Raw genomic sequence first — 25,169 nt, 5'->3', positions numbered from 1 at the left:
ATGACCACGTCCACTGCAATTGCCCGACTCAATGCTGCCGACCCGGATTTCGCCCATCATCTGGATCATCTGCTGAGCTGGGAAAGCGTGTCCGACGACTCGGTCAACCAGCGAGTACTCGACATCATCAAGGCCGTGCGCGAGCGCGGTGACGCGGCGCTGGTGGACTTCACCCGCCAATTCGACGGCCTGGACGTCCAGTCCATGGCCGACCTGATCCTGCCCCGCGAACGCCTGGAACTGGCTCTGACGCGCATCACCGCAACCCAGCGCGAAGCCTTGGAAGTCGCGGCGGCGCGGGTACGCAGCTACCACGAAAAGCAGAAACAGGATTCCTGGAGCTACACCGAAGCCGATGGCACCGTGCTGGGCCAGAAGGTCACGCCGCTGGACCGCGCTGGCCTATACGTGCCGGGCGGTAAAGCCTCGTACCCGTCATCGGTGTTGATGAACGCGATCCCGGCCAAAGTGGCCGGCGTGACCGAAGTGGTCATGGTGGTGCCCACCCCGCGCGGCGAAATCAACGAGCTGGTGCTGGCGGCGGCGTGCATCGCCGGTGTCGACCGCGTGTTTACCATTGGCGGCGCCCAAGCCGTTGCGGCCTTGGCCTACGGCACCGAAAGCGTGCCGAAGGTCGATAAGGTGGTGGGGCCGGGCAACATCTACGTGGCCACCGCCAAGCGTCATGTGTTCGGCCAGGTGGGGATCGACATGATCGCCGGTCCTTCGGAAATCCTCGTGGTGTGCGACGGCCATACCGACCCGGACTGGATCGCCATGGACCTGTTCTCCCAGGCTGAGCACGACGAAGACGCCCAGGCAATTCTGGTCAGCCCGGATGCCGAGTTCCTCGACAAGGTCGCCGCCAGTATCGATAAGCTGCTGCCGACCATGGAGCGCGCCGAGATCATCGAGAAGTCGATCAACGGCCGGGGCGCGCTGATTCTGGCTCGCGATATGGAGCAGGCCATCGAAGTGGCCAACCGCATCGCGCCGGAACACCTGGAATTGTCCGTGGCCGACCCGCAAGCCTGGCTGCCGTCGATTCGGCACGCCGGAGCGATCTTCATGGGCCGCCACACCAGCGAAGCCCTGGGCGACTACTGTGCAGGCCCTAACCACGTACTGCCGACTTCCGGCACCGCGCGTTTCTCGTCGCCGCTGGGGGTATATGACTTCCAGAAGCGTTCGTCGATCATCTTCTGTTCGCCGCAGGGCGCCTCCGAGCTGGGCAAGACCGCCTCGGTGCTGGCCCGTGGTGAATCGCTGAGTGCGCACGCGCGCAGCGCCGAATATCGCATCCTCAAGGGAGAGTAAGGCATGAGCAAATTCTGGAGCCCTTTCGTCAAGGACCTGGTGCCTTACGTGCCCGGCGAGCAACCCAAGTTGACCAAGCTGGTCAAGCTCAACACCAATGAAAACCCCTATGGTCCCTCGCCCAAGGCACTGGCGGCCATGCAGGCCGAGTTGAATGACAATCTGCGCCTGTACCCGGACCCCAACAGCGACCTGCTCAAGCAGGCTGTGGCCAAGTATTACGGGGTCGACGCCGGTAAGGTATTCCTCGGCAATGGTTCCGATGAAGTCCTGGCACACATCTTCCACGGTCTGTTCCAGCACGACTTGCCGCTGCTGTTTCCAGACATCAGCTACAGCTTTTATCCGGTGTACTGCGGCCTGTACGGCATCAAGTCCGACCCGGTGCCGTTGGACGAGCAGTTCCAGATTCGTGTCGCCGATTACGCCAAGCCTAACGGCGGGATCATTTTCCCCAACCCGAACGCGCCGACCGGCTGCGTGATGGCATTGCAGGCAGTCGAGCAGATTCTCAAGGCCAGCCCGGATTCGGTGGTGGTGGTCGATGAAGCCTATATCGACTTCGGTGGCCAAACCGCTATCAGCCTGGTGGACCGCTACCCGAATCTGCTGGTGACCCAGACCCTGTCCAAATCGCGCTCACTGGCCGGTTTGCGGGTGGGCCTGGCCGTAGGCCACCCGGACCTGATCGAGGCGCTGGAGCGGGTCAAGAACAGCTTCAACTCCTACCCGCTGGATCGCCTGGCGATTGTCGGCGCGACGGCAGCGTTCGAGGACCGTGAGTACTTCGAGAAAACGTGCAAGCAGGTGATCGACAGTCGCAACACACTGGTCGCACAACTGGAAGGCAAAGGCTTTGAAGTGTTGCCGTCGGCAGCCAACTTCATCTTTGCCCGCCACCCTCGGCACGACGCAGCCGGCCTGGCGGCCAAGTTGCGTGAGCGGGGTGTGATCGTACGGCACTTCAAGCAGGAGCGGATTGCCCAGTTCCTGCGGATCAGCATCGGCACGCCTGAGCAGAACCAGGCGCTGGTCGATGGGCTCGGCGAGCTCTAAGCGACACTGGAGATCAAAAAATGTGGGAGGGGGGCTTGCTCCCGATGGCAGTAGATCAGTCAATCATGTATCGACTGACACTCCGCCATCGGGAGCAAGCCCCCTCCCACATTTTGTTAGATCAACGGCTTGTCAGACTGCTTGTTCTTCCAGCCATCATTACCCGGCAGCAGCAGGTTCAAACCAATCGCCACCACCGCGCACAGGGCGATGCCCTTGAGGCCGAAATCATCCGGGCCAGTGCCGGTGCCTACCAGTACACCGCCGATACCGAACACCAGGGTCACGGACACAATCACCAGGTTGCGTGCCTCACCCAGGTCGATCTTGTGGCGGATCAGCGTGTTCATCCCCACTGCGGCAATCGAGCCGAACAGCAGGCATAGAATGCCGCCCATCACGGGTACCGGAATGCTTTGCAGCAATGCGCCGAACTTACCGATAAATGCCAGGCTGATGGCAAAGATTGCGGCCCAGGTCATGATTTTAGGGTTGTAGTTCTTGGTCAGCATCACCGCGCCGGTCACTTCGGCGTAGGTGGTATTCGGCGGGCCACCAAACAGGCCGGCGGCCGTGGTGGCGATCCCGTCACCCAGCAAAGTGCGGTGCAGGCCCGGTTTCTTCAGGTAGTCACGACCGGTCACGCTGCCCACCGCAATCACACCACCGATATGTTCGATCGCCGGGGCCAGGGCTACCGGCACGATAAACAGAATCGCCTGCCAGTTGAATTCCGGCGCGGTGAAGTGGGGCAGGGCGAACCAGGGGGCGGCGGCGATCTTCGCCGTATCGACCACGCCAAAGTAGAACGACATGGCGAAACCCACCAGTACCCCAGAGATGATCGGCACCAGGCGGAAAATACCCTTGCCGAACACCGCCACGATCAAGGTGGTCAGCAAGGCCGGCATCGAGATCATCATGGCGGTCTGGTAATGAATCAGCTCGCTGCCATCACCGGCTTTACCCATTGCCATATTGGCGGCAATCGGCGCCATGGCCAGGCCGATGGAGATAATCACCGGGCCGATGACCACCGGCGGCAGCAACCGGTCAATGAACCCGGTGCCCTTGATTTTCACCGCCAGGCCCAGGAAGGTATAAACGAAACCGGCCGCCATCACGCCGCCCATGGTCGCTGCCAAGCCGAACTGGCCCTTGGCGAGAATGATCGGGGTGATGAACGCGAAGCTCGATGCCAGGAACACCGGCACCTGCCGCCCCGTCACCACCTGGAACAGCAGTGTGCCCAGGCCGGCGGTGAACAGCGCGACGTTTGGATCCAGACCTGTGATCAGCGGCATCAACACCAGCGCGCCAAATGCCACGAAGAGCATTTGTGCGCCAGACAGGATCTGGCGCCAAAGCGGGTCGTTGAATTCATCCTGCATGTTCACGCGTCCTTCTGTTTGGTGCCGAAAATCTTGTCACCGGCATCGCCCAGGCCAGGGATGATGTAGCCGTGTTCGTTCAGGCGCTCGTCGATGGATGCGGTGTAGATCTGCACGTCGGGGTGGGCCTTCTCGACGGCGGCAATGCCTTCGGGGGCGGCGACCAGCACCATGGCGCGGATGTCCTTGCAACCGGCCTTTTTCAGCAGGTCAATGGTGGCGACCATGGAACTGCCGGTGGCGAGCATCGGGTCGATGATCATGGCCAGGCGCTCGTTGATTTCCGGAACGAGTTTTTCCAGGTAAGTGTGCGCCTGCAGGGTTTCTTCATTGCGGGCCACGCCGACGGCGCTGACCTTGGCGCCTGGAATCAGGCTGAGCACGCCTTCGAGCATGCCGATACCGGCGCGCAGGATCGGCACCACGGTAATCTTCTTGCCGGCGATTTTCTCGACCTGGACGGGACCGGCCCAACCGGGGATCTCGTAGCTTTCCAGGGGCAAATCCTTGGTGGCTTCGTAAGTGAGCAGCGCTCCGACTTCCTGAGCAAGCTCACGGAAGTTCTTGGTACTGATATCGGCACGGCGCATCAGGCCGAGTTTGTGTCGGATCAGCGGGTGGCGGATCTCGCGAGTGGGCATGGGGAAGGCTCCGGCAGCGGGCAAAAAAACCGGCCTAGATTAATCTATCCGAGGGTGTTGTCCTATAGACATCAAGTACGTTAGTCCATAAAGGCTTGATTGGAGCGCACGAGAAGCGTACCTTCGCCCGCTTTTCTTGCCACAGCACCCCTTGGAGAGCGCCATGTCCGCTGATCTCGAGCATATCCGTCAAATCATGCGCGAGGCTGACTGCCTGTACACCGAAGCACAAGTCGAAGCAGCGATCGCCGAGGTTGGAGCGCACATCACTCGCGAAATGGCCGACACCAACCCGGTGGTTTTCTGTGTGATGAACGGTGGCCTGATCTTCGCCGGCAAATTGCTGACGCACCTGCACTTCCCGCTGGAAGCGTCCTACCTGCACGCTACGCGCTATCGTAATGAAACCAGCGGCGGCGATCTGTTCTGGAAAGCCAAGCCGGAAGTCTCGTTCATCGACCGCGACGTACTGATCATCGACGACATCCTCGATGAAGGGCACACCCTGGGCGCGATCATCGACTTCTGCAAGCACGCCGGCGCGCGCAAAGTGCACACTGCCGTGCTGATCGACAAAGACCACGACCGCAAGGCCCGCCCGGACCTGAAAGCCGATTATGTCGGCCTGCCGTGCGTCGACCGCTACATCTTCGGTTATGGTATGGACTACAAAGGCTACTGGCGTAACGCCAATGGCATCTTCGCCGTTAAAGGAATGTAATGAATGGCCCGCTTTCTTGATCAATCGCTGTTTGCTGAGTTGGCCGAGAAAGCGGCCAGCAGTCCACGCGGTCGGCACCATCACAACTTTCACCAGATGGAAGAGCCGTGCCATCGCCTGGCGGTGAGCCTGCAGCCCACCACCTACGTACCACCCCATCGGCACCTGAGCGCGGACAAGGCGGAAACCTTGTTGGTGCTCAAAGGGCGTTTGGGCTTGTTGATATTCAACGAGGCCGGCGAGGTCATCGCCAAGCGTGTCATGCAGGCCGGTGGAGAGTGTTCGGGCGTCGATCTGCCGCCGGGTGTGTTCCACGGCCTGGCGGTCCTGGAGCCCGACACCGTCATGTTTGAGTGCAAAGCCGGTCCGTATCGCCCGGTGGGTGAAGGGGAGCTTGCCGAGTGGGCGCCTCGCGAGGGCGATGCCGAGGTCGCTCAATACCAGCGCTGGATGCTTGCCCAGTTCGAATGAGCGGTTTGATCCTCGCCTACACAAGGCCGAGCCCCGCAGGTAGACTTCAATCCCCGTGTAAATGTCTGCAGGCTGGAGTCGGTAATGCGTAAAGATAAGAAACAGGTGATTGGTGATGAGATCGGTGACGATCAGATCAAGTTGTTCCTGGACTTCGAGCCGGCTGATGCGACTTCACCGTCCCTGCACAAACTGATCAAGGCCTACCGTGGCTTGCGTATCGACGATTTCGAGCGGTTCCTGGGCTTTTTCAAGGCTGCAGGCCTGGATCTCGATGGCAAGGATGAGCATGGTCAGACCTTTATCGACCTGATCAAGGATCAGCGTCACGCGGACGAGTACATCGAGTTGATCGAAAACGCTCGCGGCTGATTATCCGAACATAAAAAAACGCCCCGTCCTCATGCAGAGGGCGGGGCGTTTTTTATGGGCTCTTCTGTAGGCGCGAGCTTGCTCGCGAAGAGCCCCAGGGCGCTGGGCTAAACCAGGCGCGCTGCGTTATCGTTAACGATCTTCGCGAGCAAGCTCGCTCCTACCAGTCTCGGCGGCAGGCTCAACCAGTTCCAGGCTGATGTTGTTTTGCGTGTTGATCTTGCGGTACAGCTCGGCATCGGTTTCGAGGGTCTTTTCCCGTGCCGGGAAGATCTCGTGCAGCTTGGCTGCCCACTCACCAGCGGCTTTCTCCGGGAAGCACTTCTCGATCAACTCCAGCATGATCGAAACGGTTACCGAAGCACCTGGGGATGCGCCCAGCAGTGCTGCCAGCGATCCATCCTTGGCCGCGACCAGCTCGGTGCCGAATTGCAGCACGCCGCCTTTCTTCGGATCTTTCTTGATGATCTGCACCCGCTGGCCGGCCACTTCCAGGCGCCAGTCTTCGGCTTTCGCCTCAGGGTAGAAGCGGCGCAAGGATTCCAGGCGTTGCTCCATGGATTGCATCACTTCGCTGACCAGGTACTTGGTCAGGTCCATGTTGTCCCGGGCGACGGCGAGCATCGGGCCGATGTTGCCGGCGCGGACCGACAGCGGCAGGTCAAGGAACGAGCCGTGCTTGAGGAACTTGGTGGTGAAGCCGGCGTATGGCCCGAACAGCAGGGATTTCTTGCCGTCTACCACGCGGGTGTCCAAGTGAGGGACGGACATCGGTGGCGAACCCACGGCCGCCTGGCTGTAGACCTTGGCCTGGTGGTGCTTGACCACTTCCGGGTTGTCGCAACGCAGCCATTGGCCGCTGACCGGGAAACCGCCAAAGCCTTTGCTTTCTTCGATACCCGAGGCTTGCAGCAACGGCAGGGCCGCGCCACCGGCGCCTAGGAACACGAACTTGGCATCCACTTCGCGGCTGTTGCCACTGTTGACGTCCTTGATGCTCACGGTCCAGCCCGCGCCATTGCGCTTGAGGCCGGTAACGCGCTTGCTGTACTTGACCTGGGCGTCTGCAGAACTGGTCAGGTGACTGAGCAGTTGGTTGGTCAGGGCACCGAAGTTGACGTCAGTGCCGTTCATCACACGGGTGGCGGCGATTTTTTCATCGAGCGGGCGACCCGGCATCATCAAGGGCATCCACTCGGCCATTTCGCTACGGTCTTCGGTGTAGTGCATGTCCGAAAACGCGTGGTGCTGGCTGAGGGTTTCAAAACGCTTCTTGAGAAAAGACACGCCTTTTTCACCCTGCACGAAGCTCAGGTGCGGCACCGGGCTGATAAAGGACTTGGACGAGCCAAACGTGCCTTTCTTGGTCAGGTAGGCCCAGAACTGCTTCGATACCTCGAATTGGGTGTTGATGTGCACCGCTTTCTTGATGTCGATGGAACCGTCAGCCGCCTGCGGCGTGTAGTTCAGCTCGCACAGCCCGGCGTGGCCAGTACCGGCGTTGTTCCACGGGTTGGAACTTTCCGCGGCACCCGAGTCCATCAGCTCAACGACTTCCAGCTTGAGGCCGGGGTCGAGCTCTTTGAGCAGTACGGCCAGGGTGGCACTCATGATGCCGGCCCCTACCAGTACTACGTCGACTGCTTCGTTATGCGCCATTTAACGCGTCTCCAAAATCTGCAGCACCAAATTGACGGCATGGCTGCCAGGAGTGACGGGGCGGTTCACGTGTTGCCCCAGGTTACCCATGGCCAGGATCGCCATGTCCGATTCTTCGCAATTTTTTTGCAACTTCAGCGCACGCTTCCTGCCGGGCTAATCTGCCTATGAACGCATTCATGGGCGCCTGTGGCAATTCGACTTATGGTCAAAGCGTGCGGTTCGTGCAACCAAATCCGTAGCGGACAGGTTTCAAGCTCCAGTTTTCGGGGAGTTCTCGGTCCTGTGTTGGGCTGTTCCAGACGCTGATGGTGCTTGTACAAACGCAAAACTATTCATTTGCTCGCCACACTCTTGTGAAGTTGTGAAAACCCGTTTTTTCACGCTCTTTTGAAGACGTGAACCTCAAAAATGGGCTGCCCCAGCCTGGCACCTGGCCCGAGGTCCTTGCCGACACGCGGCAAAACGGGCAAACAACTCAAGTGGCCGAGCGCAATGGCAGCTCTGGCAGATTCGGCAAAGGCGGGTGGTTTGCAAGAAAACAGCAAGCGCGCCGGCTTCACACGATCTGTGTGGGCGGCTCTCTGTGGGCGGTTTGGGGGTTAATGCCGGGGCATTAACGATGCTGCGGGGCCCGATCAGGAGACGTCCTTATAATCGGGGGGAGATTGTAGCGAAGAACGCCAGGGAAATGGGCGTGTTTTATGACTTTTATTAGCGCCTCGGTCAGGAGGCCAACGCTTGCGGTGGTTGTGCATGCGCAGACAACGGGCGCACCCGGGCGCTGGCCGGCAACGGGCGGTTCATCCACCCCAGGTGAGTCTCCGTCACCTCCACCCAACCCTCACCGACGGGCGGCAAGCGGCACTGCTTGAATGCCAGGCAATAGCCACGGGCATCGAGTCGGGCAAAGTGGCGATGGTCGGCGCGTGGCATGAACAGTGATTTGAGAAGGCGCATGGTTTTGTACCTGTTACGTTACATGCTCGAAGGTTGCCAGTGTGCCATGACACTGGAGTGACCAAATTATGTGAAATTGTAATTTCCGCGTGCCTTCAGCTGCCGTTCAGGATGGCTGGTGAGCGGCGCGCCTGCACCGTTATACTGGCGACCTGTTTGCCTCTAGTTCTGGAGAAATGAGTATGTTGCAACGCCTGTTGTTCGGTTTGATCACTGTGACCAGTTTGACGCTGGTTGGCTGCGCCAACAGCCCGCAACAACTCAGCCCGCAACCTAAAGTCACTGCGCAGTTGGCACCTGTGGGGCATGGCCAGCCGGTGTCGGTACGCGTGGTGGATGGTCGTCCGTCGCCGACCCTGGGCTCTCGCGGGGGCCTGTACCCTGAGACCGCGCTTATTTCGGTAACCGGCCAGGATGTGCTGCCCAAGCTGCAAGCCCAGGCCGAAGCGGCTGTACGCCTGCTGGGTTTCACGCCGGCCAACTCGCCGGGCGCACCTCAACTGACCATTACCTTGGCCGAACTGAAGTACCAGTCGCCTAAACAAGGCTTGTATGTGACTGAAGCGTCCATCGGCGCGACCTTCAAGTCCGACGTCGTTGCCGGCACTCGTCGCTACAGTGGCCGTTACGGCGCGTCCCTGGACCAGCGTTTCGGCATGTCGCCGAACCAGGAAACCAACACCAAGCTGGTCAGCGACGTGCTCAGCGACGCCCTGACCCGTCTGTTCAAAGACCCAAGCATCGCCCAGTTGCTCGGCTCGCAGTAAACACCGCTCAACAAAAAACCGGGCTCAGTGATGAGCCCGGTTTTTTTATGCCTGTGATGTTCATGCCGCCGTTTCGACATAAAGCTCCAGCACACTGACACCTGTGAGCAGATCCAGCTCCGGCAGGTCGGCATGCTGATGCCCGGCGAGGGCGCAATACACCAGCCAATGGCGGTCTTGGACGTTGAATGCCAGGCTGCCGACCAGCGCCTCTTGCTCGTCGCTTTGTGCGACCCAATACAGTCGATCCTGGTTTTGCGCGTGCAGCATGACAAGCTCCTCAAACGTCGAAGGGCAACAGAGTGGCTTGTTAAGGTGACGTTCAGGTGACGCTGTAAATTACTGGATACATTAGCGCTATGGGGGAGGGAGCAGGAAGGCGCAGGAGGCGACTATCGTTCAGGTTTGTATCTGAGCTGATACCAGGCCACTGATACATCGAGGTTTGCGATGGCACTGCCCGCACTGCTCATCAATACTGCTGCGCTACTGGTTGCCTGCCCGGGCGCCGCGCTGCTATTCATCACCCGCCTGCGATCACAGCGTGCGATGGCCGATCTTACCGCGCGAAGCGAAGAGCGCGCCGTTGACCAACCGATGCTGTTTCTGGATGTACACACCGAACGGGCGTATCGCCTGGCCTATCGTGTCGGGTTTGCCTGCCTTGGGCTGGCGCTGGCCACCTCCTGGCTCAGCACCCATCTGTAAAAAAAGCACTGCAAAAACATCTGTGGGAGAGGGCAAGCCCCCTCCCACAGGTGTCATCGGCGGTTACAGAGGCATTCCGGCCTTGACCCGGTACTGATTGCGCACCGGTGTTGCATATTGCACCACCAGGTACGGGCGGTGCTCGGCCGGGCATTCGTTCAAGCGCCGCTCCCATTCCGCTTTGGCCTTGGCCAGTTCGTCGGCCGGGAACAGGTCTGCTGCCTTCGGCACCTGCAGTTGAGGGTCGGCATCACTCCACTGTGCATAAGCCAGGTAGTGCACCGGGAACAGTCGATACCCACCCAGGATCTGCCGGTCCATTTCCACGGCGAGCAGCTTGGTGTCTTCAAAACGTTCGGTGATCGGCGGCGCGAAGTTGACGTGTACTCGGCCCTTGTAGCCGGTGATGCCCAAGGCGATGCTCACATCATCCTCGCCTGGGGCCTTGCTATAGGTGCCGGTTGTGGCACGGATATACAGCTCACGGGCCTTGGCCGCATCGCAGGGGTCGTATTCGTAGCTGATGGACACCGGCGTCAGGTTCAGCGACTGGATGACTTCGGCAAACGGTTCGTCCTTGCGGCTGACGTGGAACATCTTGAGGATCGCCGACTCGGTGCGATCGTCCCCATCCTTGGCGCGACCTTCGGCCTGGGCGATCCAGATCGACTGGCCGTCGTTGCGGATCGAATGATTGATGTAGGCCGACAGCAGGTTGAACGCCGCCATCTTCTCCTTTCGCCCGGTGATCGAGCGGTGCACGATGAAGCTCTTGTTCAGGCGCATCAGGTCGCTGACAAACGGCTTTTGCAGCAGGTTGTCGCCAATGGCGATGCGGGGTGTCGGCAGGCCGGCGTGGTACACGGCGTAGTTGACGAAGGCCGGGTCCATCACGATGTCGCGGTGGTTGGCCAGGAACAGGTAGGCGGTGCCCGATTTGAGTTGCTCGACGCCGGTATAGGTCACGCCGTCGGTCGCCCGGTCGATGGTATGGTCGACGTAATACTCGACTTTGTCCTGCAGCGTCGCCACGGTGGTGACGCCGGCAAACTCGCGGCGCAATTTGCGCGCGATCATCGGCTTGAGCAACCAGCCCAGGGCGCCGGCAAAGCGCGGGAAGCGGAAGTGGGTCAGGATGTCCAGAAAGGCCTTGTCACTGAACAGGCGTGCCAGCACTGCCGGGACTTCGCTGTCGTTGTAAGGTCGGATGGTATCGAATTCGCCCATCATGCTCTCTTGTTAGAAACGGCTAGGGTAAGTAGAAGGAAACATCAGGGTGCGGCCGCAATATTGGCTCTGCCGTGAATAGCCCTGTAAATAGACCGGCGATTATACGCACAAGTCACCTGGGAGACCGCGATGCTGGAAACCGCACTGTACGAATGTCCTTATTGTGGCGAAGAGGTCGAGACAACGGTGGACCTGTCTGGCGGTGACCAGACTTATATAGAGGACTGCCAAGTGTGTTGCCGGCCGGTCATTTTCACCCTGCAGGTGCACGGTGACGAGTGGATGCTGGACACCCGCAGCGAGAACGAATAACCGGCAGGTCATGAATAACAGGTACGCGCATGCAGCGAATCTACGAACCGGAAAACCTGATGGAAGGCGAGCTGCTGCAGCAGATGCTTGCCAGCGAAGGTATCGAGGCGCATCTGGTGGGGCGCCATTTGCTCGGCGGTACGGGGGAACTGCCGATTTTCGGACTGCTGGGCCTGGAAGTGGACAACGATCAGGCCGCCTATGCCCGTGAGCTGATTACCGCCTACATCGGCGCCCAACCCTTGCCCGGTGAAGAACCCGACAGCTTCCCCGACGTGCTGGTCTGTTAGGCTGTCGGTCGGTTTACCCAAGAGTCGTGTTACCCCATGTGTGGACGTTATGCCTTGTTTCGCTGGAACTCATCGTTTGCTGCCCTGCCGGGCTTCCCGGCGGATCAGCAGGCCCAGTGGAATATCTCCCCCAATGACTCGGTGCTGATCCAGCGCCTGAGTGAGGGTCAGCGCACGCTGGCGCGTGCGCGCTGGGGCCTCACGCCACCCTGGCTGACCGATCTGTCGCGCACCCCGGCCCACGCCCGCGCCGAGACCCTGGCCGAACAACCGATGTTTCGCGAAGCCTTTCGCCAGCGTCGCTGCCTGCTGCCGGCCAACGGGTTCTATGAATGGCGAGGCACCCAGCGCAAGCGTCCGTATTGGCTGACGCCGGGGGAGGGTTCCACGTTGTTTTTTGCCGCCATCTGGGAGGCGTACCCGGTGCAGGAGCAGGTCTGGCTGAGTACGGCGGTGGTGACCCAGGCTGCACAAAACCAGCGGCGTCCGTTGATTCTGGACGCGCAGGGGCAGGAGGCCTGGCTCAATCCCGAAACCTCCCTGCCTGTCCTGCAGGCCCTGCTGGCCAGTGAGCCCGCCGCATTGCGCGAGCGGGTCCTGGCCAATATGGTCAACGATCCCAAGCTCAACGGGCCGGAGTGCCTGACCCCGGCCTAGTGGTGGGATTGACCGGCCTCATCGGGAGCAAGCCCCCTCCCACAGTTTGATTTGTGGATACATTCAAATGTGGGAGGGGGCTTGCTCCCGATAAGGCCTCAAAGTCGCCGCAAATCTCAAACCTTGAACTGATTGATCAAGCGCCGCTGCTGTTCAGCCAGTTTGGTCAGGTCGGCGCTGGCCGTGCTGGACTCATCCGCACCGCCCGCGACTTCATTGGCCACCTGGCCAATATTGATCACATTGCGATTGATGTCCTCGGCCACCGCGCTCTGTTCCTCGGCAGCACTGGCGATCTGGGTGTTCATGTCGTTGATCACCGACACCGCCTGGGTGATGGTCTCAAGCGCCTCAGCCGCCTTGGCTGCGTGTTGCACGCTTTCATCGGTGCGGTTCTGGCTGTCTTCCATCACCCGTACCACATCGCGGGTACCTTGTTGCAACTGCTGGATCATGGCCTGGATTTCTTCGGTGGCCTTCTGGGTTTTCTGCGCCAGGTTGCGCACCTCATCGGCGACCACGGCAAAACCACGGCCTTGCTCGCCGGCTCGCGCCGCTTCGATGGCCGCGTTGAGCGCGAGCAGGTTGGTCTGCTCGGCAATCCCGCGAATCGCCGTGAGGATCGCATTGATGTTCTCGCTGTCCTTGGCCAGGGTCTGGACCACGCCCACGGCTTTGCCGATTTCCTCTGCGAGCGCACCAATGGAGGAAGAGGTATCGCGCACAATACGCATCCCCTGGCTGGCCGCCTGGTCGGCATGGCTGGCGGCTTGCGCGGCCTGGGTAGCGTTGCGCGCCACATCCTGTGCGGTGGCGGTCATCTCGTGCACGGCGGTTGCCACCTGGTCGATCTCGACCATTTGTTTGTGCACGCCCTGGTTGGTGCGGATCGCAATGTCAGCGGTGTGTTCCGACGAGTCGCTGACCTTCTGCACCGAGCTCACCACTTGCGTAATCATGCCTTGCAGCTTGATCAGGAAGGTATTGAAGCCGCTGGCAATCGCGCCCAACTCGTCGGCACGGTCACTGCTCAGGCGGCGTGTGAGGTCGCCTTCGCCCTGGGCGATATCGTTGAGCATGGCCACCATTTGTTTGAGTGGGCGGGCGATGCCGTGGCCGACCAGCCAGATCACCAGCAGGCCGAGGCCGGCGATCACCAGGCCGACCATGGCCATGCCGAAGATGTCCGCCTTGCGCTGGGCCTGCAGGTCACTTTGCAGCGCGTTCGAATCCGCCATCACGGCGCTCAGGGGCAGTTGCAGCATCAAGGTCCAGCGCGCGTCGGTCTGGCCGATATTGAACGGCAGGAGCAACTCGATATGCCCGTGTTCCTTGTCGATGTCGTAGCGCACTTCGCCAACCTTCAATTGGCCAAGATTGGACAGCTCACTGCTGTCGAGCAGGTCGCTGGCTTTTTCGCCGAGTTTGCTTGAGTCCTTGGTGTAGGCCACCAGGCGTCCATTGTTGGAGATCAGCGCCAATTCGCCGGCGCCGTCGTAGAGGTTCTGGTCGGCGCGGGTCAGCATGTCCTGGATGAAGTTCACCGACAGGTCGGCACCGACGATGCCCTGGAACTTGCCGTCGATCATGATCGGCTCGATGAACGACGCCAGCATCACCATGGCATTGCCGACCTTATAGGGGGCAGGGTCGATGGCGCAGGGTTTCTGGCTTTCCTTGGAGCACAAGTAGTACTCGCTGGCGCGTATGCCGGTGGAGAGAGTGCTCTGGTCGTTGACGTCGGCGAGTTTGTCCAGGCCCAGGCTGCCGTCTGCGTTGCGGTACCACCAGGGTAGAAAGCGGCCGTCGGTGCCCATGCCGACGATCGGGCTGTTTACATAATTGGCATCGTTATGGTCGATTGCATTGGGTTCCCAGCCGATGTAGGCGCCGAGGATTTTCGGGTTACGCACCACCGTTTCATGTAGCAGGCTGATCAATTGCTCGCGGCCGATCTGCAGCGCGGGTTCGCCCTTGGCGTCCTTCATGCCGAGCAGGGCGTTGGTGGTGGCCAAACCTTTGGCGGTCACCAGTGGCGCCTCCAGTTCACGCTGGATCAGTGTGGCCTGGGTCTGTGCCAGCGCGGTAAGACGTTCCTTGATGATTTGCTCGAATTGGGTTTGGGTGCGTGTCTGCACCATCTCCTGGGTGCGCGCACCGGAAAACAAGGCGTAGAGCACCAGCACGGCGACCACGCTCAGCACGATGGCGCCGGTGAGTGCCGCGACAGAAAACTGAATCGACTTGAATTTCATGAAGGCTCCGGGCGCAGAGAGGTTGGGCTTATTGTTATATCGGCCATGCCGGAGGGAGTCTTAAGGCTTGTCCTGCAAATGAGTGGGGGGGTGTCGCAAATGCGATGATGGCTGGCGTTGTGAGATGTATCCGAAAATCAGCGGTTAAACGTCTGTTGTATCTGGCGTCGATATAAATGACCGCCTACGATATGCGCCAGATTTTCAGGGAGAGTGTCATGAAGAAAACATTGGCGGTAAGTCTACTCAGTTCAGCGGTGTTGCTCGCAGGTTGCCAGTCGGTCAACACCACCAGTGGTGGCGCCGTGGGTGTGGAGCGTAAGCAGTACATGTTCAGCATGCTGTCGAGTCAGGAAGTCGACCAGATGTATGCCCAGTCTTACCAGCAGACGTTGGGTGAGGCGAGCGGCAAGGGGTTGGTCGACAAGACCAGCACCAACGCCAAGCGCGTGCAGGCCATCGCCAACCGCTTGATCGCCCAGGCGCCGAACTTCCGCCCGGATGCGGCGCAGTGGCAGTGGGAAGTGAACCTGATCAAGAGCGATGAGATGAACGCCAACTGCGGGCCTGGCGGCAAGATCTTCGTGTACAGCGCGTTGATCGACAATCTCAAGCTCACCGATGACGAGCTGGCTGCCGTAATGGGCCATGAGATTGCCCACGCCTTGCGTGAACACGGCCGCGAAGCCATGTCCAAGGCGTATGGCATCCAGATGGCCAAGCAGGGCGCCGGTGCGTTGTTTGGCCTGGGCCAGGACAGCCTGGCACTGGCCGACACGGTTGCCAACTACGGCATGACCTTGCCTAACAGCCGCGCCAACGAAAACGAAGCGGACCTGATCGGCCTGGAGCTTTCGGCTCGCGCCGGCTACAACCCGAACGCCGCCATCACGCTGTGGAACAAGATGGCCAAGGCTTCAGAGGGCGCGCCACCGGAGTTCATGAGTACTCACCCGGCGTCCGACAGCCGGATCGCCTCGCTGCAGGCGGCCATTCCGAAGGTGATGCCGCTCTACCAACAGGCCCGGAAATCCTGATACTCCGAACCTTGTGAAGATCCAAGTGTGGGAGGGGGCTTGCTCCCGATGGCGGTGAATCAGTCAACATATATACCGACTGAAATACTGCTATCGGGAGCAAGCCCCCTCCCACAATGGGTTGGGGTTTACAGCCTCAGATCCAACCGCTGCTTTGCATGGCCTTGTACACCGCCACGATCGCCAGGATGAAAAACGCCGAAGCCGCCAGTCGACGAATCAAGGTCAGCGGCAGCTTCTCGGCTGCAAAGTTCCCCGCCAATACGACCGGCACGTTGGCAATCAGCATGCCCAGGGTGGTGCCGATGATCACCAGCCACAACTCCGGATACTGCGCCGCCAGCATCACCGTGGCGATCTGCGTCTTGTCGCCGATTTCGGCGAGGAAGAATGCGATCAACGTGGTCAGGAATGGCCCGAACTTGCGTGTGGTACTGGCTTCGTCATCGTCGAGCTTGTCCGGCACCAGCGTCCACAGCGCGGTGGCGCAGAAGCTCGCCGCCAGGATCCAGTGCAGCACCGCATCCGAGAAGAAACTACCGAACCAGGCCCCCACGGCACCGGCGGCCGCATGGTTGGCCAGGGTCGCGGCGACGATACCGGCGATGATCGGCCAGGGCTTGCGAAAGCGTGCGGCGAGGATGAGCGCGAGCAGTTGCGTCTTGTCGCCGATTTCGGCCAAGGCAACGATTGCGGTAGGAACGAGTAATGAATCCAGCATCAGGTAGGCTTCCAGGGGCGGGTCGACACGGCTATGACACGTACAGCCTTCCCGCCCCGGGTAAGGTGTGCGTGTCATAGGTCTTGTCAAACCCCGGTCCGTCTGTGCGGACTCCTGGGTCGCATACGCCATGGCCTGCTGACCAAGTATGTTGACGTATGCCGGACGAGCGTGACGCTCGTGGGAGACTACTCCCCTAGGACGGAGCGGATTCTGCCTAGGCAAAATCCATTCGGCAAGCGTTCTTTTTCAAACGCCCGTCAGCCGCGCTTGGCACGGTAAATGCGAAAGCCGTTGCCTTCGGCCTTGATCGCACAGACCCCAAGATGCTCTTCGATCAGCGGCTGATACTTCAGGAAGCTGTTGGCAACTAGCCGGAGTTCGCCGCCTTTTGCCAGGTGTTTCGCGGCTTTTCGCAGCAGGTTCTCGGTGGCGAAATAATCGGTATGCACCCCGACATGGAACGGTGGGTTGCTCAGGATTGCGTTCAAACCCATCGGTGCGGCGTCGATACCATCACCGGTCAACACCTCGGCTTCCAGGCCATTGGCAGCCAATGTCAGGCGACTGCTGGCAGCGGCAAATGCGTCCACGTCCAGCAACGTGACGCTGTTGTGCGGGTAGCGCCGCTTGACGGCCGCCCCCAGCACACCGGCGCCGCAACCAAAGTCGAGCAAGTGACCGCCAGGCAGCTTGTCCAGATGCTCCAGCAACAGCTCGGTGCCGCGATCCAGGCGCCCGTGGCTGAACACGCCCGGCAGGCTCACGACCTTGAGCGGCCCTTCGGCCAGCGGTACGTCGAACACCTGCGCCAGGCTTTCCAGCTCGACCGCTTGCGGGGCATTGGCCACGGTGACCTGCCACAGTTGGCAATGCCGTGCGCTATCGAGCTTGCGCGGTTTGCCGAAGGGGATCATCTGTTTGGCGGCACTTTCGATACCGCCTTTTTTCTCCCCGACCAGAAACAGCTCGGCGCCGGGCAGGCGTGCGGCCACGGCGTTGAGCAGGTAGTCGGTGAGGTCCTTGGACTTGGGCAGGAAGATCACTGCCGCGTCGAACGAGCGCTCGGGCACGTTCACACCGAACTGGCTGCGCTCGGGGAAGCGTGCATCGAGCGCGGCCTGGTCGCCGGCATGCCAGCACCAACCGTGGGCGTTGGGCAGGCGGCCCAGCAGGTCGTCGGCAGGCAAGCCGACCAGCAGCAGGTTGCCTTGAAAAAGTTCGGCCTGACGAAGCAGTACTTCACTGCGCGGATCCATGGTCTGCTCCTTGAAAAGGGGCGCAGTTTATCAATTGACGACGCGCAACGGGGCGCCGTTGAAAAAGCCTTGGGCGTTTTCCACCAATTGGCCGACGATCCGCTGTCGAGCTTCGCGGCTGCCCCAGGCATTGTGCGGCGTGACGATCAATCGAGGAATGTCGCCTGCCAGCAGCGGGTTACCCTGCACCGGCGGCTCGACACTCAGCACATCGGTGGCTGCGCCGCCCAGGTGGTCGCTGCGCAGCGCGTCTGCCAGCGCCTGTTCATTGATCAGGCCACCGCGCGCGGTATTGACGATAAAGGCGCCGGGCTTGAGCAATGCCAGTTCGCGGGCGCCGATAAAGTCGCGGGTGTGTTCATTGAGCGGGCAGTGCAAGGTCAGTGCGTCGACCTGTGCGAGCAACTCATCCAGCGGCACGCGGTCGGCGCGGGCAGGGCGTCCGGGAATCGCGCCGAGCACCACGCGCATGCCGAAGGCTTGCGCCAGGCGTGCCACGGCGCCGCCCAGTTCGCCATGGCCGAGCAGGCCGAGGGTTTTGCCTTCCAGCTCGACGATGGGGTAGTCCAGCAGGCAGAACTGCTTGGCTTGCTGCCATTTGCCGGCCGCCACATCGCGTTGATAGTCCTTCAAGCGTGTCGCCAGGTTGAGCAGCAACATGATCGTGTGCTGCGCCACCGACGGTGTGCCGTAGCCCTGGCAGTTGCTCACGGTAATGCCATGGGCGCGGGCGGCGGCGAGGTCGACGTTGTTGGTGCCGGTGGCCGATACCAGGATCAGTTCCAGTTCAGGGCAGGCCGCCAGGGTTTCGGCGTTGAGCACGATCTTGTTGCTGATCACCACCTGGGCGTTTTGCACGCGCTCAAGCACATTCTGTGGCGTGGTATCCGTAAACAGCTGCAGCTCGCTGAAGCTGTTGCGCAACTCGCCGAGGTCGAGGTCGCCCAAGTCCAGAGAGGAGTGATCAAGGAAGACGGCGCGGCGATTGTTCATCTCAACTGTACCTTTTGTGACGAGGTTCGAAGGCGTAATCTGCCGAGCCTATCAGATGAAATAATCAGTTACTTAATGGAGTAAGCATGTACGTCGCCGAGTTTTTGACCGTAGCGCTGATTCACCTGTTGGCAGTGGCCAGCCCCGGCCCGGATTTCGCCGTGGTCGTGCGCGAAAGTGTGACCCATGGCCGCCGCGCCGGGACGTGGACGGCGCTGGGCGTCGGCTCGGCGATTTTCCTGCACGTGGGTTACTCGTTGCTCGGCATCGGCTTGATCGTGTCGCAGTCCATCGTGCTGTTCAACGCGCTGAAATGGGCGGCCGCCGCGTATCTGCTGTACATCGGTTTCAAGGCATTGCGTGCGCAGCCGGCCAAGCCTGCCGCCGAAGGCGAGTTGCACCGCGAAGCTGGCGAACGCACCCCGCGTGGCGCATTTACCGCAGGTTTCGTGACCAACGGCTTGAACCCCAAGGCCACCCTGTTTTTCCTCTCCTTGTTCACTGTGGTGATCAACCCGCAGACGCCGCTGGCCATTCAAGCGGGTTACGGCGTGTACCTGGCGGTGGCGACGGCGCTGTGGTTCTGCCTGGTGGCGATGTTGTTCAGCCAGCAGCGCGTGCGTGCCGGGTTTGCGCGGATGGGCCACTGGTTCGACCGCACCATGGGTGCGGTACTGATCGCTATCGGTGTGAAGTTGGCCTTTACCAGCATGAAATGAGTTTTTCAGTTGCCGGGTGCTGGCTTAAAGCTAGCATTCGCCGGGGTCTGCAAATCATTCCTTTGGCTGATTTAGCTGACACATAAGCTCTCTAAAGTGCAGGTCTTCAAGCCAAGACCGTGCAGTCAGATAAGGGATTAGTATGTTGCAGACCCGCGTTATCCCGCCCGCCGAAGGTGCGTACCAGTACCCGCTGTTGATCAAACGCCTGTTGATGTCCGGCACCCGTTACGAGAAAACCCGGGAAATCATCTACCGTGACAAGCTGCGTTATACCTACCCGACCTTGATCGAACGGGTCGCGCGGCTGGCCAACGTATTGACCGAAGCCGGCGTCAAGGCCGGTGACACCGTGGCGGTCATGGATTGGGACAGCCACCGGTACCTGGAGTGCATGTTCGCTATCCCGATGATCGGTGCGGTGATCCACACCATTAACGTGCGCCTGTCGCCGGAGCAGATCCTCTACACCATGAACCACGCCGAAGACCGCTTTGTGTTGGTCAACAGCGAGTTCGTGGGGCTTTACCAGGCGATCGCCGGGCACCTCACCACCGTCGACAAGACCCTGCTGCTCACCGATGGTGACGCCCAAACCGCCGAGCTGCCGAACCTGGTGGGCGAGTATGAAAGCCTGCTGGCGGCCGCCAGCCCGAAGTACGACTTCCAGGACTTCGACGAAAACTCGGTCGCGACCACCTTCTACACCACTGGCACCACCGGCAACCCCAAAGGTGTGTACTTCACTCATCGCCAACTGGTGCTGCACACCATGGGTGTGGCAACCATCATGGGCAGCGTCGACAGCGTGCGCCTGCTGGGCACCAACGATGTGTACATGCCGATCACGCCGATGTTCCATGTACACGCCTGGGGCCTGCCCTATGTAGCCACCATGCTGGGGCTCAAACAGGTCTATCCCGGCCGCTACGACCCGGAATACCTGGTGGAGCTGTGGCGCAAGGAAAAAGTCACCTTCTCGCACTGCGTGCCGACCATCCTGCAAATGGTGCTCAACGCCAAGGCCGCCCAGGGCGTGGATTTCGGCGGTTGGAAAATCGTCATCGGCGGCAGTGCGCTGAATCGCTCGTTGTATGACGCCTCCAAGGCGCGGGGCATTCAACTGACCGCCGCGTACGGCATGTCCGAGACCGGGCCGCTGGTGTCCTGTGCCCACCTCAATGAAGAGCTGATGGCCGGCAGTGAAGATGAGCGCACCACCTACCGCATCAAGGCCGGCGTGCCCGGGCCGTTGGTGGAAGCGGCGATTATCGATGATGACGGCAATTTCCTGCCCGCCGATGGCGAATCCCAGGGCGAGCTAGTGTTGCGCGCCCCTTGGCTCAGCGAAGGCTATTTCAATGAGCCGCAGAAGGGCGCCGAGCTGTGGGCCGGCGGCTGGATGCACACCGGTGACGTGGCGACCCTGGACGCCTTCGGGGTGATTGATATCCGCGATCGCATCAAGGACGTGATCAAGACGGGGGGCGAATGGATCTCCTCCCTGGCGCTTGAAGACCTGGTCAGCCGTCACCCGGCGGTACGTGAAGTAGCAGTGGTAGGCATCGCCGATCCGCAGTGGGGCGAGCGCCCGTTTGCGTTGCTGGTCGTGCGTGATGGCCATGTGATAGGTGCGCGTGAGCTCAAGGAACATCTCAAGCCTTTTGTCGAACTGGGCCACTTGAGCAAGTGGGCCATTCCAAGCCAGATCGCGGTTGTTACTGAAATTCCCAAGACCAGCGTAGGAAAACTCGACAAAAAACGTATCCGTATCGACATCATCGAATGGCAGGCCAACAACAGTACGTTCCTGTCGACCCTGTGACGCCCTTCGCCGCGCCCGCTCGGGCGCGGCAATGCTCTATCTCAAGCCTTCACTTGTGATTTATCGATTTTCAGCCATCCTTGCCACGCCGATCTTCGTCGGTGTGGCGAAAGGGTTGTGGCAGACGGGTTGGTGATGCAAATCACACTTTAGAGGGATCAAGCGCTCCCCCCCTGCTGGCTATAGTCCCTTCCAGAGTTATTCACGGATGCTCCGCTTCGGGCCATGGGGGCTCGGGTGCCGTGCGGCATTGGGATCGTTGTATCCCGGCCGTTACATGCATCTGTAGGAAAGAACTCACTGCCATAACAATAATGCACATGGAGTAGCGTCGATGACCTCAGTAAACCAGTTCTGGCGCCGGGCGAGATTGCCTCTGGCCGTCAGTCTCGCTTCTACGCTCGCCGGGCCCGCATTCGGCGTCAGTTTCAATATCGGTGAAGTCGAAGGGAGCTTTGACTCGTCGCTTTCCGTGGGGGCGAGCTGGTCGACAGCCAAGCCTAACCGAGACCTGATCGGTGCCAACAACGGCGGCAAGGGGTTGTCCCAGACCTCCGATGACGGCCACTTGAACTTCAAGCGCGGTGAAACGTTCTCGAAGATCTTCAAGGGCATCCACGACCTGGAACTGAAATACGGCGACACCGGCGTGTTTGTGCGCGGCAAGTACTGGTACGACTTCGAACTCAAGGACGAAAGCCGTCCGTTCAAGGACATCAGCGACAACAACCGCAAGGAAGGCGCCAAGTCCTCCGGCGGGCAGATCCTCGATGCATTCATTTACCACAACTACAACATCGCCGATTTGCCGGGCAACGTGCGTTTCGGCAAGCAGGTGGTGAGCTGGGGTGAAAGTACCTTCATCGGCGGCGGCATCAACTCCATCAACCCGATCGACGTGTCCGCATTCCGTCGTCCGGGCGCCGAGATCAAGGAAGGCTTGATTCCGGTCAACATGTTTTATGTGTCGCAATCATTGACGGATAACTTGTCGGCTGAGGCGTTTTATCAGCTGGAGTGGGACCAGACGGTGACCGATAACTGCGGCACGTACTTCTCCCAGCCCGACGTGATTTCCGATGGCTGTGACAACAACCTGCGTGTCCTCAACAAGCGTTCGACCATCCCGGGCGCTGCGTTGCCGACGCTCAATGCCCTGGGTGTGGACGTCAACAACGAAGGCGTACTGGTACGTCGCGGTCCGGACCGGGATGCCCGCGACAGCGGCCAATTCGGCGTGGCCATGCACTACAACTTCGAGCCGCTGGATACCGAGTTCGGCGCGTACTTCATGAATTACCACAGCCGCGCGCCGATCTTCAGTGCACAAGGCGCTCCTTCGTCGGCTTACACCCGCCCTCTGGGGCCTCTGGCTGCCTTGCGTCCATTGATCGTGGCCGGCAGTTCCAACTACTTCGTCGAGTACCCGGAAGATATCCGCCTGTACGGTTTGAGCTTCTCGACCACGTTGCCGACAGGCACGGCCTGGAGTGGTGAACTGAGCTACCGTCCAAACGCTCCCGTGCAATTGAGCACCACCGATATCCTGTACGCTGGTGTCACGCCGATCCCTGGCTTTGGCAACGCATCCGTGCTCAAAGGTACGCCGGGCCAGGACCTGCATGGTTACAACCGTAAGGAAGTGACGCAGTTCCAGACCACCTTCACGCACTTCTTCGACCAAGTCATGGGCGCCAGCCGCCTGACCACCGTCGGTGAGATCGGGGTGACCCATGTCGGGGGGCTGGAAAGCAAATCACAAGCCCGCTATGGCCGCGATCCGGTCTTCGGCCCTGGCAGCTTGCCGGGTGGCTTCTGCAATGCGCTCAACAATTCCACCGCGACGGGGGCGGGCCTGCCCAATGCCGCTGGCCTGAACACCAACTGCAACAACGACGGCTACACCACAGCCACGTCCTGGGGCTACCGCGCCCGAGCCATCTGGGAGTACCCGGACGTGTTCGCGGGCGTCAACCTCAAGCCAAACGTGGCTTGGTCGCATGACGTCAAGGGGTATTCACCCGGCCCCGGCGGTAACTTCGAAGAAGGTCGCAAGGCAGTCAGCCTGGGCCTGGATGCCGAGTACCAGAATACTTATACCGCCAGCCTGGCCTACACCAACTTCTTTGGTGGCAAGTTCAGCACGGTGGATGACCGCGACTTCATCGCCCTGAGCGTCGGCGCCAACTTCTAAGCACACTGTATTTTCAGGAAGACCAGAATATGCAAATAACAAAAAGTCTGTTGCACGTGGGTGTGCTGGGGCTGTCGATCCTGGCGAGCAATGTCATAGCGGCGGTATCGGCGGATGAAGCCGCCAAGCTGGGCACGAGCCTGACCCCGATGGGCGCTGAAATGGCCGGTAACGCGGCGGGCACCATTCCGAAATGGTCGCCGCTGCCCACCAATGCCGGTGCCGTGGATGCGCGTGGTTTCCTGGCCAACCCCTACGCCAACGAACAACCGCAGTTCACCATCACCGCAGCCAACGTTGAACAGTACAAAGACAAGCTGGCACCCGGGCAGTACGCGATGTTCAAGCGCTACCCGGACACCTTCAAGATGCCGGTGTACCCGACCCATCGCGGCGCGACCGTGCCGGCGGATGTGTTTGCAGCCATCAAGAAGAATGCCACGCACACCAGCCTGGTTTCCGGCGGCAACGGTTTGGAGAACTTCGAAACCGCGGTGCCGTTCCCGATTCCAAAAAGCGGCGTGGAAGTCATCTGGAACCACATTACCCGCTATCGGGGCGGCAGCGTGACCCGCCTGGTAACCCAGGCCACGCCGCAAACCAACGGTTCGTACAGCCTGGTGTATTTCCGCGATCAGTTCGTGTTCCGCGACAAGATGAAAGACTTTGATCCGAAAAACCCAGGCAACGTGCTGTTCTACTTCAAGCAGCAAGTGACCGCGCCGGCGCGTCTGGCCGGTGGCGTGCTGCTGGTGCACGAAACCCTGGACCAGGTGAAGGAACCGCGTTCGGCGTGGGTCTACAATGCGGGTCAGCGTCGCGTGCGTCGGGCGCCGCAAGTGTCCTATGACGGGCCGGGCACTGCCGCCGATGGCCTGCGCACTTCCGACAACCTCGACATGTACAACGGCGCGCCGGACCGCTACGACTGGAAACTGGAAGGCAAGAAAGAACTCTACATCGCCTCCAACAGCTACAAGGTCGACGATCCCAAGCTCAAATACGCCGACATCATCAAGGCCGGTCACATCAACCAGGACCTGGCACGCTACGAGCTGCGTCGCGTCTGGCATGTGGTCGCCACCTTGAAGGAAGGCCAGCGCCACATCTATGCCAAGCGTGACTTCTTCATCGACGAAGATACCTGGCAAGCGGCCGTGATCGACCACTATGACGGCCGTGGTCAGCTGTGGCGCGTCGCCGAAGCCCATGCCGAGAACTACTACGACAAGCAAGTGCCGTGGTATGCCCTGGAAACCCTCTACGACCTGCAGTCCGGCCGCTACCTGGCGCTGGGCATGAAAAACGAAGAGAAGCAGGCGTATGACTTCGGCTTCACCGCCACCACCAGCGACTTCACTCCAGCGGCCCTGCGCCAGGACGGTGTGCGCTAAGCGGCAACAAGGTTCCAGTGTGGGAGGGGGCTGCCCCCTCCCTAATGCTACTCAGTCAAGAGAACCTGCCGCTCACTACAGATGATGTGTTCTACCCACCATTTAACTGACTGGCATCAGGCCCCTCCCACATTTTTTGTCGCAGTTCTTTTTCAGGTAAATGTTGCAAAGATCTACAACCCCGCCGCTTTTACCGCTAGTCTGCGGACATCTGCAATGC

25 protein-coding genes, 1 pseudogene and 1 riboswitch are annotated in these 25,169 nt (G+C 60.4%); of the genes and pseudogenes, 15 read left to right on the top strand and 11 right to left on the bottom strand.

What is annotated here, in order from left to right; all coding sequences use genetic code 11:
• Together hisD and hisC are read left to right on the top strand one after the other, a co-directional pair.
• A complete protein-coding gene (gene hisD, locus DK870_RS06230; protein WP_060754957.1) occupies window positions 1-1,317 on the top strand; it encodes a histidinol dehydrogenase in 1,317 nt (438 codons plus the stop codon).
• 3 nt (window positions 1,318-1,320) lie between these two features.
• Window positions 1,321-2,373: a histidinol-phosphate transaminase gene (gene hisC, locus DK870_RS06225; protein ID WP_060754958.1), complete on the top strand. Its 1,053-nt coding sequence runs from the start codon at window positions 1,321-1,323 to the stop codon at window positions 2,371-2,373.
• Window positions 2,374-2,489: 116 nt separating this feature from the next.
• Here hisC and DK870_RS06220 read toward each other — a convergent pair whose 3' ends face one another.
• Both DK870_RS06220 and upp read right to left on the bottom strand, forming a co-directional pair.
• Window positions 2,490-3,764 (bottom strand): uracil-xanthine permease family protein, encoded by a 1,275-nt coding sequence (locus DK870_RS06220; RefSeq protein ID WP_060754959.1) that lies wholly within the window; start codon window positions 3,762-3,764, stop codon window positions 2,490-2,492.
• 2 nt (window positions 3,765-3,766) lie between these two features.
• Window positions 3,767-4,405 carry a uracil phosphoribosyltransferase gene (gene upp, locus DK870_RS06215; RefSeq protein ID WP_024073483.1) on the bottom strand — a complete coding sequence of 213 codons (639 nt, stop codon included), beginning with the start codon at window positions 4,403-4,405 and terminating at the stop codon, window positions 3,767-3,769.
• A 163-nt stretch (window positions 4,406-4,568) separates the two neighbouring features.
• Between upp and DK870_RS06210 the strand changes: the two genes are divergently transcribed.
• The 3 genes from DK870_RS06210 (at window position 4,569) to DK870_RS06200 (ending at window position 5,969) form a co-directional block, all read left to right on the top strand.
• A complete protein-coding gene (locus tag DK870_RS06210; protein WP_060754960.1) occupies window positions 4,569-5,126 on the top strand; it encodes a hypoxanthine-guanine phosphoribosyltransferase in 558 nt (185 codons plus the stop codon).
• A 3-nt stretch (window positions 5,127-5,129) separates the two neighbouring features.
• Window positions 5,130-5,597 (top strand): WbuC family cupin fold metalloprotein, encoded by a 468-nt coding sequence (locus DK870_RS06205; RefSeq protein WP_060754961.1) that lies wholly within the window; start codon window positions 5,130-5,132, stop codon window positions 5,595-5,597.
• 84 nt (window positions 5,598-5,681) lie between these two features.
• The gene (locus tag DK870_RS06200; protein WP_161548262.1) at window positions 5,682-5,969 is read left to right on the top strand and encodes a PA4642 family protein; all 288 of its coding nucleotides are present in this window, start codon (window positions 5,682-5,684) and stop codon (window positions 5,967-5,969) included.
• A gap of 132 nt (window positions 5,970-6,101) precedes the next feature.
• Here the strand turns inward: DK870_RS06200 and mqo are convergent, their stop codons facing one another.
• A complete protein-coding gene (mqo, locus tag DK870_RS06195) occupies window positions 6,102-7,628 on the bottom strand; it encodes a malate dehydrogenase (quinone) (RefSeq protein ID WP_090366724.1) in 1,527 nt (508 codons plus the stop codon).
• Between the two features lie 726 nt (window positions 7,629-8,354).
• Entirely contained in the window at window positions 8,355-8,588 is a 234-nt protein-coding gene (locus DK870_RS06190; protein WP_060754964.1) for a hypothetical protein, read from the bottom strand.
• A gap of 182 nt (window positions 8,589-8,770) precedes the next feature.
• On the opposite strand from DK870_RS06190, the gene DK870_RS06185 reads away from it, so the two are divergent.
• Window positions 8,771-9,355: a YajG family lipoprotein gene (locus tag DK870_RS06185; RefSeq protein ID WP_161548352.1), complete on the top strand. Its 585-nt coding sequence runs from the start codon at window positions 8,771-8,773 to the stop codon at window positions 9,353-9,355.
• 60 nt (window positions 9,356-9,415) lie between these two features.
• Here the strand turns inward: DK870_RS06185 and DK870_RS06180 are convergent, their stop codons facing one another.
• A complete protein-coding gene (locus DK870_RS06180; protein WP_060754966.1) occupies window positions 9,416-9,625 on the bottom strand; it encodes a hypothetical protein in 210 nt (69 codons plus the stop codon).
• 180 nt (window positions 9,626-9,805) lie between these two features.
• On the opposite strand from DK870_RS06180, the gene DK870_RS06175 reads away from it, so the two are divergent.
• Window positions 9,806-10,063, top strand: coding sequence for a hypothetical protein (locus DK870_RS06175; protein WP_060754967.1), 258 nt, complete (start codon window positions 9,806-9,808; stop codon window positions 10,061-10,063).
• 63 nt (window positions 10,064-10,126) lie between these two features.
• On the opposite strand, the gene DK870_RS06170 is transcribed toward DK870_RS06175, so the two are convergent.
• Complete coding sequence (locus tag DK870_RS06170; protein WP_174554023.1) at window positions 10,127-11,290, bottom strand: 1-acyl-sn-glycerol-3-phosphate acyltransferase; 1,164 nt, start codon at window positions 11,288-11,290, stop codon at window positions 10,127-10,129.
• A 132-nt stretch (window positions 11,291-11,422) separates the two neighbouring features.
• Between DK870_RS06170 and DK870_RS06165 the strand changes: the two genes are divergently transcribed.
• The 3 genes from DK870_RS06165 to DK870_RS06155 are packed head-to-tail and all read left to right on the top strand — an operon-like array spanning window position 11,423 to window position 12,552.
• Window positions 11,423-11,605 carry a CPXCG motif-containing cysteine-rich protein gene (locus tag DK870_RS06165; RefSeq protein WP_060754969.1) on the top strand — a complete coding sequence of 61 codons (183 nt, stop codon included), beginning with the start codon at window positions 11,423-11,425 and terminating at the stop codon, window positions 11,603-11,605.
• Between the two features lie 29 nt (window positions 11,606-11,634).
• Window positions 11,635-11,895: a putative signal transducing protein gene (locus tag DK870_RS06160; protein ID WP_060754970.1), complete on the top strand. Its 261-nt coding sequence runs from the start codon at window positions 11,635-11,637 to the stop codon at window positions 11,893-11,895.
• A 36-nt stretch (window positions 11,896-11,931) separates the two neighbouring features.
• Window positions 11,932-12,552: an SOS response-associated peptidase gene (locus DK870_RS06155; RefSeq protein ID WP_161548261.1), complete on the top strand. Its 621-nt coding sequence runs from the start codon at window positions 11,932-11,934 to the stop codon at window positions 12,550-12,552.
• Between the two features lie 116 nt (window positions 12,553-12,668).
• On the opposite strand, the gene DK870_RS29960 is transcribed toward DK870_RS06155, so the two are convergent.
• A complete protein-coding gene (locus DK870_RS29960) occupies window positions 12,669-13,412 on the bottom strand; it encodes a methyl-accepting chemotaxis protein (RefSeq protein ID WP_372241662.1) in 744 nt (247 codons plus the stop codon).
• 114 nt (window positions 13,413-13,526) lie between these two features.
• Window positions 13,527-13,721: pseudogene (locus DK870_RS29955) on the bottom strand (HAMP domain-containing protein); the annotation flags it as partial.
• Between the two features lie 1,304 nt (window positions 13,722-15,025).
• On the opposite strand from DK870_RS29955, the gene DK870_RS06145 reads away from it, so the two are divergent.
• Window positions 15,026-15,844, top strand: coding sequence for a M48 family metallopeptidase (locus tag DK870_RS06145; RefSeq protein WP_060754981.1), 819 nt, complete (start codon window positions 15,026-15,028; stop codon window positions 15,842-15,844).
• Between the two features lie 136 nt (window positions 15,845-15,980).
• On the opposite strand, the gene DK870_RS06140 is transcribed toward DK870_RS06145, so the two are convergent.
• From DK870_RS06140 to DK870_RS06130, 3 genes are all read right to left on the bottom strand, one after another.
• Window positions 15,981-16,565 carry a TMEM165/GDT1 family protein gene (locus tag DK870_RS06140; RefSeq protein ID WP_016978300.1) on the bottom strand — a complete coding sequence of 195 codons (585 nt, stop codon included), beginning with the start codon at window positions 16,563-16,565 and terminating at the stop codon, window positions 15,981-15,983.
• Between the two features lie 89 nt (window positions 16,566-16,654).
• Window positions 16,655-16,774, bottom strand: a riboswitch (yybP-ykoY riboswitch).
• A 51-nt stretch (window positions 16,775-16,825) separates the two neighbouring features.
• A complete protein-coding gene (locus DK870_RS06135) occupies window positions 16,826-17,824 on the bottom strand; it encodes a class I SAM-dependent methyltransferase (protein WP_104995531.1) in 999 nt (332 codons plus the stop codon).
• 30 nt (window positions 17,825-17,854) lie between these two features.
• Entirely contained in the window at window positions 17,855-18,817 is a 963-nt protein-coding gene (locus DK870_RS06130) for a 2-hydroxyacid dehydrogenase (RefSeq protein WP_161548259.1), read from the bottom strand.
• Window positions 18,818-18,903: 86 nt separating this feature from the next.
• Between DK870_RS06130 and DK870_RS06125 the strand changes: the two genes are divergently transcribed.
• The 4 genes from DK870_RS06125 (at window position 18,904) to DK870_RS06110 (ending at window position 24,949) form a co-directional block, all read left to right on the top strand.
• Complete coding sequence (locus tag DK870_RS06125) at window positions 18,904-19,536, top strand: LysE family translocator (protein WP_060754975.1); 633 nt, start codon at window positions 18,904-18,906, stop codon at window positions 19,534-19,536.
• A 142-nt stretch (window positions 19,537-19,678) separates the two neighbouring features.
• Complete coding sequence (locus tag DK870_RS06120; protein WP_104995533.1) at window positions 19,679-21,361, top strand: fatty acid--CoA ligase; 1,683 nt, start codon at window positions 19,679-19,681, stop codon at window positions 21,359-21,361.
• A 334-nt stretch (window positions 21,362-21,695) separates the two neighbouring features.
• Window positions 21,696-23,555: a DUF1302 domain-containing protein gene (locus DK870_RS06115; protein ID WP_161548258.1), complete on the top strand. Its 1,860-nt coding sequence runs from the start codon at window positions 21,696-21,698 to the stop codon at window positions 23,553-23,555.
• A gap of 29 nt (window positions 23,556-23,584) precedes the next feature.
• Window positions 23,585-24,949: a DUF1329 domain-containing protein gene (locus DK870_RS06110; RefSeq protein WP_161548257.1), complete on the top strand. Its 1,365-nt coding sequence runs from the start codon at window positions 23,585-23,587 to the stop codon at window positions 24,947-24,949.
• Window positions 24,950-25,169: the final 220 nt, after the last annotated feature.

This window comes from Pseudomonas sp. Q1 (assembly GCF_009935975.1).
GTDB classification, from domain to species: domain Bacteria; phylum Pseudomonadota; class Gammaproteobacteria; order Pseudomonadales; family Pseudomonadaceae; genus Aquipseudomonas; species Aquipseudomonas palleroniana.
Note: the sequence above shows the minus strand (reverse complement) of the source record. Positions and strands in the feature narration are given on the sequence as shown.